Raw genomic sequence first — 13,138 nt, 5'->3', positions numbered from 1 at the left:
TGAGAGGGCTTTCAGCGACCATGCGATAGGTGGCCGCAAATCGCTTCGACAGAATGGAGACAATTGTCGTTGGAGGAACAGGAGAGCCGCTCGCTTGCAATCGCGCACGCAGGGAGCAGAATTGTACGAATTCGTTAGGTAACGAGTTCGTGCACGCTGTTCGTCACCGCACGGCAACAAACAATGCGTCTGCTGCGAAATTAAGAAAAATTGAGTATCTCCTCTCAACGAAAAATGGTTCATCTTAGACTCGCGCATTCGAAAATTCTTTGAGAGGATTGATTATCAAGCAATGATGCCGGTCAGGGAGCTCATGATGCGCAACAACATCTTCGACATCGTGATTCCGTTACGCGCAGAGCTTGTTAATGACTTGTGTGCGTCCTTTTGTTGACGCTGCCCAGATGCCGCTGGTCGGCCAGCCGCTCGAGCTGTTCACGAAGGGGGAGAATAGATCGACATGCGCGGGGCTGCTCGCAAACGGTCAGCCGCGCTCCTGCGACGTCCCAGCACGAACACGAGGGCCCCGATGTGGGGGCGGCACGCAGGTCCAAAGAAGAGAGCGCTCCAGACGACCATGACGATGTGGTCGACAGGTTATCTTTCGATTTTCTGTGATATTTTTGGCCAGGAGCGACACGAACATCTTATCACCTCATTGTGAACTAAGGCGTCATATTAATTTCAACCAGAGGGTGTATCAGCCTCAGGCTGGGTGCTGCAGCAGCCTCCGGCGCCGCTACTGAACTAGCTGGCATGTTGCTTGAGCTTGGACGAGGATGTGACATGGTGACCACGCGCGAAGTGTCTGTCGATGACGTCACAACGGTAACCCACATGGTTGCTGCCCTACTTGCCGAACTTGAGGGCGGCCAAGTGCAGGCCGGACTAGATACCCAGCTTGCTGTCGACCTCCTCATAAAAGAGCGCGTCTATGGGTTTCTGGCTTTCGCGGAGGCTCGTCCTGTGGGCATCATCATGTTGTCGGAAAGCGCGGCCCTTTTTGCGCGCGGAACCTACGGCATCATTACCGAACTCTACGTGGTGCCGGACCAGCGATCGTCTGGGATCGCGATGCGCCTCATTGAGGCTGCCGTGAGCCTGGGGACGGTAAAAGGCTGGGGTCAGCTTGAACTGGGGGCGCCGAGGCAGCCGACGTGGAGCCGCAACCGCAGCTTGGCCTTCTATTTGAAGGCCGGTTTTGCAGAGATCGGCCCACGCCTCAAGTTGCCGTTGCACAGGCTTGGCCAGAGCATTTTCGCCGAACGCTCGACAGTCTCCCAGGGCGTCCGGACGGGAAGGCTTGCGAGCGGGCCGTTTCTCGAACGTCGCGATAGCTCTAACAGGTTGTTGAAGAAGTCACTAGCGGGCAGGCGTTTGGCATAATTCTCTGGAGTGATTGAATCGGGAAATGGAGATGCGCCGCTCTGACGAGCAGCATGGATCGCTATTCAGCTATGTGGATTTGGAAGCCCGCCTCCGCGGTGATCATCCGCTGCGAACGATCCGGGTAATAGCAAACGCGGCGTTGAGTGTCGAAGGCTTTCACGGCGCTTTACGTGGACTTCGGGCGGCCATCGATCGCACCAGAGAAGCTGCTTCGAGCGGTGGTACTGCAACCCTTCTAGTCATCTGGAACGCAAGTTCGTCACATTATAATGATACTCGAATCTCTCTGTAGAGGAGAGCGCTTGTGGCGAATGCAGCTGTGAGAGGCCGACCGATCGAGCCGTTGGTGCTGAGTGCGCAGGAGCGGACGTACTTGGAGAGACAAGTCCGTCGTCACCGTGTTGCGCGGTCGCTATCTGAGCGGTGCCGCGCGATCCTGCGATGTGCGGACGGCTTGCCAATGCCCCATGAAGGAGAGCTTGGCGCCTTGGCCATCACCTTTGCGATAGAGCCTGGCGTCCGGATCGGTGGTTGATCCATGCGTCTCGTTGGAGCGCTTCTCCTTGTGGAAGCCGCGCTCGCCATTGCGGCCTGGATCCGGCGGCTTGTCCTTGCCGTCCTTGCGTCGGAAGCTCTTCATTGATGCCCACGCCTCGATAAGCGTGCCATCGACCGAGAAGTGATCGTTCGACAGGAGCTGCTTCACCTCAGCCTGGTCCAACACCGCGCCGAAGAATTTCGCCGCCACATCCCCTTCCAGAAGCCGCTTCCGGTTCTTGGTGAATACCGTCACGTCCCAGATCGGCGCGTCCATCGACAGCCCGACGAACCAGCGAAACAACAGATTGTAATCGAGTTGCTCCATCAACTGGCGCTCTGAGCGCACCGAGTAGAACGCTTGTAAAAGCAGCGCCGCAACAGCTTCTCTGGCGGAATCGAAGGCTGGCCAAGCTTCGCGAAATCGCCTGAGAGCGCCTCACGTGCCCCATCGACAAGCCGCCTCATGGCCCGCAGCGGGTGATCTTTAGGAACCCGCGCCGAGCAGCTCACGTACGAAAAAAGGCCCTCTGACGCCTCATCTTCTCCGCGCATCGGCTGTCCTCTGCCCCGATTCAACAGGACAAAGGAATCACAATCGCAGCCGATCCGCGATACTTTTTCCGCAGCCTGCTAGTCTTAGTCTAGTAGGTAAACCTCTGCACTGACGAGTGGGGGAGAGCGATGTCGTACTGCGCCACCGCTAACCCTCCAGCTAAGGAGCAGTCCCAAACGCTGCATGACGCCGAACACTTCATCGCCAAGCTGCCAAACGCGAGCACGACGCGGCGGAACCTTGGTGGATAAGATTACTGTAGTCCATCCGATCGGCGCTGCCGAAATTGCCGACGTTGCAGTAGCCGGCAATGACCTCTCTGTGCGATGGAGCGGTCGAAAGTTTGGACAGAGCCTCCATTTGTCAATTCTGGCATTTTGGGCGCCCCCCTTCGTTGCGTCGAAGCAATGCAGCGTCTCGCCTCCGTTCCGCTTGTTATCAGCCTGGTACAGGCTGGGAATACTCGCTTACGACGGACGTGCTGAAAGCCGTGATCGAGAAAGTGACGGGAAACAGCCTGGAATCGTTTGTCACCGAGCGGTTCATGACCAAGACGGCGATTATTGGCTCCGGCGCGATCTCGAATCCCATTCGGGAGGCGTTCTATGCGGCTGATTGAGGTTCGACCCCAGCGCTCTTCTGATCACAATCGTCGGATCCGCCCCGCGAGGCTGACACGTTCGAGTTGGGCCCACAAGCATCGGTCGAAGGCCAGCGCCAACCCTGTCCGATTCACCCCAGATAGTGTTGCAAAAGTCGAAAGTTGCAGGGCTCAAGATTTTTCGCGAAAGCACTAAGCAGCGAGCGATCGCTGATTCGTATGACCTCAATCGTGGTATCGAAGTTGCCTGTGAATTTTGCGTGAGGCCGTGAGGTACCCCCACATTTTGTATACGAAAGTCGCGCCCACGGCCCGCAGAATTTTGGTCATCGGCGAAAATCGACTTTTGCGACACAATCCCCCAGAAAGTGGACCGCGCGTCCTTAGTGATGGTCTTCGGCTTGGGGCCAATAGCCGGCGTTCAGCTCGCTCCCAGCCCTAATCGCGGGGGCCCTGCCGCGGCTGAGGATTGTTGGCGGGGTTGGTATCGTACTTCGATATTCGCGTGATGAGCCCGCTAGTGGTGAGCGGTTGCAAGTCCGCCTCCAGCGCGTCGGCAATCTCCTTGGCATAGATCTCCCGGTCGTCTACCTAGAGTGCAAAGGATTTCAAATACTTTTCCTTCTTCGCTGGATTCTCAATCGTCGCCTTTGTCCACTGGTAGAGCGGATAGTTTTCAACGCCGTGCTCTTCTGCTGCGGCGACATACTCCGCAAAGGCATCGAACTGGCATTTCGGCGCAGCGCGATGCTTGGCGAGGATATCGAACAGCGGTGCCAGTGCCGGAACACGAAGTTTTCGGCCTACCGATTCCGCCGTGGCGGAATCATTCACATCGAACCTAACCTGATACTGCCAGTGAGAAGCCACGCTATGCTCGCCTTCTGGTCGCACCCGATTATTCTCCTTTTCCCATCGCAAGGCGCTACCGCTTCCTCACGAGCAGGTCCGGCATGCATTGTATCACAAGCTGGCCGCAATGTCAGGCCGACCGTTGCGTTAGGAGCTCCTCATTTTTAAGGCACTCGCTGGACGAACGAAGATCGATCACCACCCGTTGATAGGTGCCGCTGCCGATCTCCTCTATCCCGTCGCTTGCCGGCACCTTGAAGTCAACTCGTTTTCCCTCGACGTTGATTACCTCGGCCGTCGCGCACACCTCGTGGCCTACAGGCCGTGGCGGCGAAGGGCTGTACGTCTTTCGATGAGGCTCGCGAAAACCAGATCTTCGTCAGACCCGCGCTGGCCGTTTGACCTCAACTAGCACAAGCAACGAACGCGGGAGCATAGTCTATAACGGTAGGATCTCCGTGAATTTGCGAACGCGTTAGGCGGTCTTCGTTGGGCGGCTGCTTGGTGACCTTACGCGCGTTACACTGCACCGGCCATCAATGCTGACGGGCACGTCACCCTCGATGGTGGCGCGACGAACGACGCGATGCTGGTCGCCGTAATCATTGACCGCATAATGGTGTGTGGCGCGGTTATCCCAGATCGCGACATCGCCCTCCCTCCAGTTCCAGCGCACGGTGTTTTCAGGCGCGGTGATATGAGACTGGAATATATCCAACAGCTTTTGGCCGTCATATTTGGGGATGCCAAGAAAACGCTGTACCAAAGCGCCGAGCACTAGCGTCCGCTCTCCGGTCTCGGGGTGGACACGCACCACGGGATGCTCAGTCTCGAAGTTGGTTCTGGTGAAGACCTCGTCAAAATGCTTCTTATCGACCTCGCGGACTCGGGCCATTCCGGCATAGTCGAAGACGTTGCTGTGAACGGCCCAGAGCTCGTCTGCAAGCCGTTGCAGCGGTGGCGGCAGGTCGAGATAAGCGGCCGCGGCGTTCGACCAGACCGTATCGCCGCCGAATAGTGGGATCACAACGGCCCGCAGCACCAAAATCTTGGGATAGGAATCGGCGAAGGTCCCATCGGCGTGCCACACATCGGCCCGGCCACCGCCGCGCGCGGAGTCAAGCTCGAGGAGCGATGCCGTTCCCTTGGCAACGCCGAGCATCGGATGCGGCACCAGCTTCCCGAAACGGGCAGCAAATCGCTCCTGCTCGGCGTCATCGAGATGACCTTGGTCGCGGAAGAAGATCACCTTGTGGTCGAGCAGCAAGCTGTTGAATGCAGCGATCGTCTGGTCCGGCAAATCGCTCGAGACCTTGATATTTCTGATTTCGGCGCCGATGCGCGCTGCGCGTTTGACGATATCGGTACGCGGAATGACATTATCGATCAAGGTCGTTTCGCTCATGGATGTTCCAGCCTTTGCGGTTTCTTCACCAAACAAACGCATTCAGCTGCGACCCGGAATGGGTGAACGCTAGATTGCTAATCATCAAAATCCGCGGCAATCGGCCCGTTGGTGCGCTGTTCGTGCGAGGCAAAAGCGGCCACGCACGGATCGCGGCTGATCCGTACCATTTTCGATGGGATACGCCTGAAACTCGCCGGTGCCCCTTGCCTCGGTGCAGCATTAGCTTGATTGAGGATCGACGATCCGGCAGGTTCAACTTCGAAGAGTCTCATCGAGACTGCCTTCGATCATTGGTTTGGTGAAACTTCTCTACGATCGCGGATACGATCTCGTCCTTCCAAGAAGATACGAAGCGCTTGGGTGCGCAGGTGACGTCACCGGGTTTCATAGGCAAACCTCGCATTTAGCAAGTGATCTCCAGCAAGCACCGTGCCAGCCGCGAAAACGAGCCGCGAACGACTACCTGGCGGCAAGAGCGCCAAAGGGATCGGGAAAACCGGCGCGACGGTCACCAAATTGGGCCGATAATTCGACCAGATAGCCGGCTAGCCCCGATGGCCAGCGCGCGCGAAGAAGCAGCGCCTAACGATACGTGAGGTCGAGCGCCTAGGTCGGAGCCAACGGCACAGCGGCGTATGATCGTCAGGCGTCCGTTCGGATCAGCACGAGAGGCGATAGTCATCAGATGACCTTCCATCTTTCAACATCAGACACGTCGGGTTCAAGACGGAGATGTCGGAGATCTGACAACCTGCAGCGTCGATCCAAAGGCATGCTGGCGGCTACGCGTGTGTTTTCTCTCGTGAAGCAAGGCACACACCAAATCCGGCACCATCGCGGCACCCCCGATCTCGATGTGGTGGCACCTTTCATTCCCGAGCTGCTCCGGCGATAGCCGACCGCCCGATGCACGTAGATTCAGATCGAGTTACGGGGGGCTGGTCGACAATACCGCCGGCGCATCGTTTGCAGCTCTCCGCGAGTGATCGAAGTTCCCGTCACGAGAACATCGCGGTTGATGTTTGCCCAGGTCATTCCCCGGCCAATGGATGAAGAGAACCGTGACCCGCCTCGCTGCTAGCGTTTTGTCCCGCAAGTTCGTAGCATGGTTATTGCATGGGTTCCGCGTATCCGATGAAGGAGATATCGATGCGCACCGGACAGGCGAAGGCGATGCTGACGATTTCCAGCGACGAAGACACGCAGCTCAAGGCCATAACACGGTCGCGCTCGCTGCCGCGGCGCTGACGCTGCGAACAGAGATCGTGCTGGCCTGCCAACGCGAGCCGAGCAACGTCGTCTTGGCGACGCGGCTTGGTGGTCGGCCCCATACGATCGGCAAACGGCCCAATCGCTTTATCGCAAATCGCATCGAGGATCATCTACGATGAGACGCGTACCGGCGGACCCCCGCACGGTTGAGGATGAGGCTGTGGCCGAGCTGATCAGCAAGACACTTGCTCGCAAGCCCAAAGCCGCAATCCATTGGAGCGTGCGCCCATCTAAAGAGACGGAAATTGCCAAACGCACCGTTCATCGCCTGTTCCAACTCTTCGGTCTGCGGCCTCACTGTACCGGCAGCTTTAAACCCTCGACCGATGCTTTTTTGTCGAGAAGTCCCGCTTCCAGAAGATTGGAAGGCGATGGAGGAGACTGCTCGCATGAGTGACGGGCTTCAAAAGGGCGATGACGCGGCCACCATTGAGGAACTGCTCCAACTGCTAATCAGCATCCTATCGTCAGCAAGGCGGCTTCCGTGCGGCCCAGAAAGCGATGCAGCGTTACGGCAGATAGGGGAACTTCAAAAAGGTGTAGGCGTGGTCCTGCTGAAGCGGTTTTACGATAAAGGATAGCAAGCTCCTTTGCCGTGGGGCAGGGGCTACCTGCGGACAATCTGCCTCAACTCACGACGGAGCCGCGTAAGGCCCGCAACGAGATGTCGGATCTCGCTTGGCGGCTGATGAATCCGGGCGAATCTACACCCCCCGTCGGCCGCCCGGTTGAATCGCTACAGTCAGCAATCTCGGCGAAGCACAGTGGAGCGCGCGGCTTCGGCACATCAGAGTCAAGCTCTTGGGCTGCCGCGAGACTTGGCATCGCTGCACTTCACCTGCCAGCGTGGTGAAGCGGCGAAGAAAATGCAAGGGGCTATCCGCCGAAAGGCGAGAATGCGTAACAGCTCCCATACTTTCCTGCGCGGTCCAGTAAGGTGCCGCGGCGATATGCGGCAGAAAGTTCGCTGGTTGCGAGCGGCTTGATAGATGGCGGCCATAACCAGACAGACCTTGAAGGGAGCACATTGAATATCACGCACAACGTTCTCTTCGGATTTCATCTTTTAGACAGCTCGTGCTGAAACACCATCGGCTATTTTGTTTCAGGGGAGGGTGAGAGATAGACAATGCAAGCGCTAAGCGTCTGCGGACTACCGGGCGGCCGTAAAGTGTCTGAACGCCGCCGAGCGGCGGCGGTTTGCTAGAGCCGGCCACTCGGGTCGCTTCCGAAATCGATCGGTTGTGCCGCCCTTTTCACTCAGCGGCAACAGGAGCTCCAAAATCGTCCTATCGGCACCGGCCGCCATTGAACTCGATAGCTGCATCGTAACTGTCCCGACGCTCAAACGCCTCAAGCCCGGTATGCGAAAAAGCCTGGTACTTTCCACGATGTGTGCTGTGATGATGCCGATCGATTACGCGTGCTCAAAAAGGGGGCCCACCGCCCGCATCGAGTAGTACATCGAGAAGCTTACTGAGGCTGTCGAACCCGTGATCTTGCGGGGCTATCACGGCGCAGCACGACCGACGCCGGCATTTATCACCGTGAGGAACCTCGCACGCATGACCGCGGGGTGATGACCGAAAGATTGCGGGTCATCACCGATGGCGGGCATTCCTATTCCAAAGAACTCGTCGATTTCTTGCAGCATATATTACGTACCGGGTGCCAAAATCCGAACGTGCGCACTGTCGTGCTCGACGCGTCCTACCATGACGATGGAATCGGACCTTGAAGGAGCTCTTGCAGAGGCCCGAACAGCACGCTCGCAGCGGCAGTCTCCGGCAGCCCTTACCAAGAGGGTTGAGGAGGCGGGCAGCCTTATCGAGCCGGCTGTGCTTTTCGGCAAACCAAACATCAATTTCTTCTTCAACGTGCTGGTTTTGGCCAAAGTCATAAAGCTGAAGCCAGTCGAGCAATTCGGTTAGCTACTTTCCGGCGCAAAATTGACCGACCTTGATCGCTGTGCGGAGTCGGTCGGTAGGGCGAAAAGTGCAACGTCGGACGAGGTCGACGTTGACTTGCGTGGGCGGTGCTGATTCATTTGTATGAATGATTCGCAATCGAGCCCTTCAAACGCGCGAGAAGCTTGTCGGGAAGCTGCCGGTCACTGGTGAGCTGCTGCGCGGTTCGTTGCTGAAGCGCACCGTTCGTCACAAGAGCGGCTGCCCGAAATGCGCGCGCGGCGAAGGGCACCAGGTGCATGTCCTGACCGTGAGCTATGCGGGTGGACGCGTGCGCCAGTTCAGCGTGCGCCGTGAGCGCGTTGCCGAAGTGCGCCGTTGGCTGGAGAATTATCAGAAACTGAAAGAAACGATCGAGGCGATCTGCGAACTCAATCATCAGCTGTTGCGCCCTGATGCGGCGGTGCCGCGGGGCGGGAGGACGAAACGTGATTGAGATGCGCAGAGCGCAACTGAGCTTCGGCGACGGCTTGATCGCCGGGGAAGTGAGCGATCTTCGCGAAGGTTGGATGGCACATGCTGACCGGGTTCTGGCGGATGAACAGATCGTAGGTGCGGTGTAGAGCCGCTGGCGAGACGACACCCCAAGAGCCGCAGTCGTGGTCGGCTGGGCGCACCGGCCGAGGTGGTTTTGCGATTGTTGATTCTCAAGCACGTTCGCAACTGGAGCTATCACGTGCTGGAACGCGAAGTGCGCGCCAATCTGGTGTATCGCGACTTCACCCGGGTGGGCGGCGGCAAGACGCCGGACGCGAAGACAATGGGGCGCTGGGGCTTGGCTGTGGATCCGGAGACAATCAAGCAGATCCACGACCGGATCGTGCAAATCGCGCAGGAACAAGGGGTGACGCAGGGACGCAGAATGCGCGTGGATACGACAGTGGTGGAGACCAACATCCACCACCCGACCGACAGCACGTTGTTGGGCGACGGGGTTAGGGTGTTGATCCGCACCATGAAGAAGATCACCAGGATCGTGGGCACGGCCGGAACGAAGCTGCGCGACCGAACGCGAAAGCGTAAAACTGCGCCTGCTCGATATCGCGCGAACCGCGCGTGCCAAAGGACCGCTCAATCACGAGAAGCTCAAGCAACGCTACCGGCGGCTGTTGAACTCGACGAGCCGTGTAGTGGGGCAAGCGAAGCGCTTCTCCCATGAGATCTCCGCAGGCGTGAAGCGGGCCAAGGGCATCTTGAAGCGGCTGGCGCTGAAAGGCTTGCGGCAGGAGCTGGAAACGATGATGCCGCTCGTGCGACAGGTGATGCGGCAGACCCGGGAACGCATCTTCCGCGGCAACACACGGGCCGAGGACAAGCTCTTCAGCGTGTTCGAGCCCTCGACGGAGATCATTCGAAAGGGTAAGGCCGGCAAGCCCAACGAGTTCGGCAAGATGGTCAAGCTGCAGGAGGCCGAAAACCAAATCGTGATCGACTACGAAGTCTACGATCGGCGGCCGAGCGATTCGGACCTGTTGGTTCCGGCCATCGAAATCCACCAAGCCAAGCTCGGCCGCACGCCGCGCCTGGTCGCAGCAGACGCCGGGTTCTATTCCGCCAAGAATGAAGGCAGAATCGTCGCCATTGTGGATGTAGAAGTGGCCGAGGAGCCTGTCTGCAGTGGCGATCATAGCCATCCGCGACCGCAGGACGGATCGTTCTCGTCGTGCCCTTCCCATGAGAACTCCGCGCACGCCGATCCGTCGCGGGTGCCGTAGCGCACGTCCAAGAAGCTCTTGAGAGCCCCAAACGCGATTTCGCCATTGGACTTGCCCTGGAAGGTGAGATGCGCTTCCTCGAGAAGATCGAGGTACTCGTTGTCCAGACGTCCATCTCGACGATGCGCCAGCGGCCTGCAAAGGCCTTGGCGAAGCCGGGCACCTTGGCCATCAGCCGGTCTCCGCGATCCGCTTGGGCAACCGCACCAGATTGTAGTCGGTGGCAGCGAAGGTAAAGGCCCATGCGACGCGGTCACGGCCACGGAACCGGGTCTTCTGTTGCCCCGGGATCGTCTTGATCCAGCCGAATGCCTCCTCGATCCGCTTCGGATGCGCTGGCTGACAGCATAGCCGCCGTGCCGGGTCGTTCGCCCGTCAATCGTAGAGCGGCGGCCGCTGGTGTTCTGTGCCACATGCGGCGTCACGTTCATCGAGCGCAGCTCGTTGACGAAGTCTTCCACGTCGTAGGCTTTGTCGGCGCCAAGCGTGATCGCTGTCGGTCGGTCAGCACGAGGCTCGATCATGTGCAGCGCGGCCACCTGCTCGGCATGCCCGTCGGCCTGCGTCAGGCAGGCGTCGACCAGCAGACCGTGGCGGTTCTCCATCGCCCGTGCCCAATGAAGCACAGCTTCGTCTCCTTGCCTTTGCCCATGCGATACAGCCTGGCGTCTGGATCGGTAGTCGAAGCATGGGTGTCGTTCGAGCGTTTCTGGCCGTGGAAAGTCCGCATCGGCATTGCGGCCGCCGCCTTGCGCCGGCGGTTCGCCGGAGCCGTCCTTCGGCTTGATACTCTTCATCGAGGCCCAGGCCTCGATCAGCGTACCATCGACCGAGAAGTCATCACTCGATAGAACCTCTTCACCATAGGCTGCGCCAGCACCGCCGCCAAGAACTTCGCCGCGATGTCGCCTTCCAGCAGCCGGTCGCGGTTCTTCGAGAACACCGAATGGTCCCAGGCTGCGTCGTCGACGCCGATGCCGACGAACCAGCGGAACAGCAGGTCGTATTCCAGCCGCTCCATCAGGAGCCGCTCCGAGCGGATCGAATAAAACGCCTGCAACAGCATCGCCCGCAGCAGCTTCTTCGGCGGGATCGACGGCCGCCCAATCGGCGAATAGAGCGCGGCAAACTCGCGCTCCAGCTCTGACAGCGGCTCGTTCACCATCCTCCGGATCGCTCGCAGCGGATGATCGCGCCGCACCCGCGACTCCAGGTCGACGTAGCTGAACAACTCGCCCGTTCGATTGTCGAGGCAACGCGCACGCACCGTCTCCGAATCTCGTCGGAGCCAATGAATCACGCTCGCCGGCCAAAAACCATCGCGACTGCCTTCAAAGGCGACCGCTATGCGTGTAATCGCGTGCCAAAAGTTTGCCGCCTCCTCGCGCCAGCGGTGTAGCAACCGGAGCAGCGCGTCTTCTTCGTCGGCGCCAAACTTCTTCAACAGATGACGATCCAGCCCGAGGACGATTTCAGCGACCAGCCAGCTTGAGAGGCTCATGACCGCGATCAGCGTACTATTCTGTTCAAGGGCCGTGGAAGACCGGCCGAGATCGTTTGCCTTTTGCATGGGGTGCTCCATTGCTCATGACCAGCATCAATACTCTCACGCCTCTGCCGGTCACCCCATAGTATATTCCGTCGCATCCTCGCCTGGCTCAGTAAGCTCTTGCACTTCATCCTGATCGTCCTTTTGCGCGCCTTCGCAATCTCGGTTCGCTCTCAATCCCGCTTGTTAACGGACGACTAAATCTTCAGTTTGGCGCCCGCTGCAATCATCGTGATGCCCGTACCGCGGCGGATCACTCGAGATAGCTGTTCCCCATCCGTACGACGACGTCGCCGATCGCAATTTCGACCTTGATCGCCGGATCGTGACGCTCCTCCGACGGCCCTTCCACAACCAGCGGCAAGGATGTCGACTGCGAGGCTTCGCACGGCAGCAATGCGCCTCTCTGTCCCAAGCGTCATCGCCAATCGTAAACCCGCCAGCGCGCCGCACCGGTCCGACGCACCACCTCGATCGCGATCGGAGACAGAGGGCTTCTTTTTTGCCTGCAGCCTTGCTGCCGCGCATTCTCTTCAAATCGACGATTGATTCGGCGATAGCGTTTGTCGTGGAGTCTCACGGCAAGTCGCAAAGGCTGGCTCGCGCGAAGCTCGACGGAAGTCGACAGTGACGGATCCGGGATAGGGGATGTGGGAAAGTTCGCGACCCGATCGTGAACTGACGGAACCGTTGAGGCTGACGGGACGATTTGAACGCGTCATGATCCGATCGCGTCGCCAGGCCGGCTGATGAGAATTCTCGGACCCGATTGTTGAGAGATTTGTGCTGCGGACGTGAAAGGCCATCTTCGCCCCTGCAGCACCGAACGGAGCTTGTCGCTGATCATCATCACGCGCGGCGACGTGTCGGTGGATTTCAAGAGCTTCTTCATGAGCCGCTGCGCAGCGCGCGAATCTCGTCGGCGCTTGATCAAGACGTCGAGAACGAGGCCATTCTGGTCGACAGCGCGCCAGAACCAACGTTGTTCGCCGGGAATCGAGATAACGACTTCGTCCAGATGCCATTTGTGGCTGCGAGCGGAGCTGGCGAATCCGATCGGAGTGGATAACGCAAGTACGTTAGATGTCCGACAATGTCGGATGAGTGACATAGCAGTGTTAGGGTTAGCATACTGACAGAGAACGATTTCTCCTTTGGCACGATACATGCGTAGTCTCCTCTATAAAGGCGCATTGACTGAGGAGAAGTCGTCCGATGATCACGCTCACCGGAAACTCAGATCAGGCTGAAGTGGCAGCTGCGATTCTGCCGGAGACGATATCTGGAGGCGT

Annotated in this window: 11 protein-coding genes and 8 pseudogenes; 9 read left to right on the top strand and 10 right to left on the bottom strand. The window is 58.7% G+C overall.

Translation table 11 applies throughout. From position 1 onward, the window contains the following. Window positions 1-786 precede the first annotated feature (786 nt). From KIP88_RS35880 to KIP88_RS35870, 3 genes and pseudogenes are all read left to right on the top strand, one after another. Window positions 787-1,386 carry a GNAT family N-acetyltransferase gene (locus KIP88_RS35880; protein ID WP_214492896.1) on the top strand — a complete coding sequence of 200 codons (600 nt, stop codon included), beginning with the start codon at window positions 787-789 and terminating at the stop codon, window positions 1,384-1,386. Between the two features lie 31 nt (window positions 1,387-1,417). After that, window positions 1,418-1,625 (top strand): annotated as a pseudogene (locus KIP88_RS35875) (IS5/IS1182 family transposase); the annotation flags it as partial. Window positions 1,626-1,693: 68 nt separating this feature from the next. Next, window positions 1,694-1,849 (top strand): annotated as a pseudogene (locus KIP88_RS35870) (IS630 family transposase); the annotation flags it as partial. Here KIP88_RS35870 and KIP88_RS35865 read toward each other — a convergent pair. Further along, window positions 1,850-2,481, bottom strand: a pseudogene (locus KIP88_RS35865) (IS5 family transposase); the annotation flags it as partial. Between the two features lie 311 nt (window positions 2,482-2,792). On the opposite strand from KIP88_RS35865, the gene KIP88_RS48620 reads away from it, so the two are divergent. Next, complete coding sequence (locus KIP88_RS48620) at window positions 2,793-3,101, top strand: serine hydrolase (protein ID WP_374226550.1); 309 nt, start codon at window positions 2,793-2,795, stop codon at window positions 3,099-3,101. A 420-nt stretch (window positions 3,102-3,521) separates the two neighbouring features. Here the strand turns inward: KIP88_RS48620 and KIP88_RS35855 are convergent. The 5 genes and pseudogenes from KIP88_RS35855 to KIP88_RS35840 all read right to left on the bottom strand — a co-directional run bounded on the left by KIP88_RS35855 (window position 3,522) and on the right by KIP88_RS35840 (window position 6,725). After that, window positions 3,522-3,953: pseudogene (locus tag KIP88_RS35855) on the bottom strand (hypothetical protein). A gap of 112 nt (window positions 3,954-4,065) precedes the next feature. Continuing rightward, the gene (locus KIP88_RS48615) at window positions 4,066-4,242 is read right to left on the bottom strand and encodes a hypothetical protein (protein WP_374226549.1); all 177 of its coding nucleotides are present in this window, start codon (window positions 4,240-4,242) and stop codon (window positions 4,066-4,068) included. A gap of 168 nt (window positions 4,243-4,410) precedes the next feature. Next, window positions 4,411-5,340, bottom strand: coding sequence for a TauD/TfdA family dioxygenase (locus tag KIP88_RS35850; protein WP_214492895.1), 930 nt, complete (start codon window positions 5,338-5,340; stop codon window positions 4,411-4,413). A 77-nt stretch (window positions 5,341-5,417) separates the two neighbouring features. Then, window positions 5,418-5,615 (bottom strand): hypothetical protein, encoded by a 198-nt coding sequence (locus KIP88_RS35845; RefSeq protein WP_213253874.1) that lies wholly within the window; start codon window positions 5,613-5,615, stop codon window positions 5,418-5,420. An 837-nt stretch (window positions 5,616-6,452) separates the two neighbouring features. Further along, complete coding sequence (locus tag KIP88_RS35840) at window positions 6,453-6,725, bottom strand: hypothetical protein (RefSeq protein WP_214492894.1); 273 nt, start codon at window positions 6,723-6,725, stop codon at window positions 6,453-6,455. Window positions 6,726-6,775: 50 nt separating this feature from the next. Here KIP88_RS35840 and KIP88_RS35835 point away from each other — a divergent pair, with 50 nt between their 5' ends. From KIP88_RS35835 to KIP88_RS35815, 5 genes and pseudogenes are all read left to right on the top strand, one after another. Beyond that, window positions 6,776-7,012 (top strand): hypothetical protein, encoded by a 237-nt coding sequence (locus KIP88_RS35835; RefSeq protein WP_214492893.1) that lies wholly within the window; start codon window positions 6,776-6,778, stop codon window positions 7,010-7,012. After that, window positions 7,005-7,196 (top strand): hypothetical protein, encoded by a 192-nt coding sequence (locus KIP88_RS35830; RefSeq protein ID WP_214492892.1) that lies wholly within the window; start codon window positions 7,005-7,007, stop codon window positions 7,194-7,196. Before KIP88_RS35835 ends, KIP88_RS35830 begins: the two co-directional genes overlap by 8 nt. A gap of 1,134 nt (window positions 7,197-8,330) precedes the next feature. Continuing rightward, on the top strand, window positions 8,331-8,546 hold the full coding sequence (locus KIP88_RS35825) for a hypothetical protein (RefSeq protein ID WP_214492891.1): 216 nt from the start codon (window positions 8,331-8,333) through the stop codon (window positions 8,544-8,546). Window positions 8,547-8,670: 124 nt separating this feature from the next. Beyond that, on the top strand, window positions 8,671-9,018 hold the full coding sequence (locus KIP88_RS35820; protein WP_308163711.1) for a DUF6788 family protein: 348 nt from the start codon (window positions 8,671-8,673) through the stop codon (window positions 9,016-9,018). Between the two features lies 1 nt (window position 9,019). Then, a pseudogene (locus KIP88_RS35815) lies at window positions 9,020-10,147 on the top strand (ISNCY family transposase); the annotation flags it as partial. Here the strand turns inward: KIP88_RS35815 and KIP88_RS48280 are convergent. The 4 genes and pseudogenes from KIP88_RS48280 to KIP88_RS46880 all read right to left on the bottom strand — a co-directional run. Continuing rightward, window positions 10,142-10,469, bottom strand: a pseudogene (locus KIP88_RS48280) (hypothetical protein); the annotation flags it as partial. The pseudogenes KIP88_RS35815 and KIP88_RS48280 sit on opposite strands and share 6 nt — an antisense overlap. Further along, window positions 10,469-11,564 (bottom strand): annotated as a pseudogene (locus KIP88_RS35805) (IS5 family transposase). The pseudogenes KIP88_RS48280 and KIP88_RS35805, both read right to left, overlap by 1 nt. Before the next feature lie 535 nt (window positions 11,565-12,099). Next, the gene (locus tag KIP88_RS35800) at window positions 12,100-12,261 is read right to left on the bottom strand and encodes a hypothetical protein (protein WP_190242074.1); all 162 of its coding nucleotides are present in this window, start codon (window positions 12,259-12,261) and stop codon (window positions 12,100-12,102) included. Window positions 12,262-12,392: 131 nt separating this feature from the next. Continuing rightward, window positions 12,393-12,882 (bottom strand): annotated as a pseudogene (locus tag KIP88_RS46880) (DDE-type integrase/transposase/recombinase); the annotation flags it as partial. Between the last annotated feature and the right edge of the window lie 256 nt (window positions 12,883-13,138).

The organism is Bradyrhizobium sp. SRL28, assembly GCF_018596315.1.
In the GTDB taxonomy this organism is placed as follows: domain Bacteria; phylum Pseudomonadota; class Alphaproteobacteria; order Rhizobiales; family Xanthobacteraceae; genus Bradyrhizobium.
Note: the sequence above shows the minus strand (reverse complement) of the source record. Positions and strands in the feature narration are given on the sequence as shown.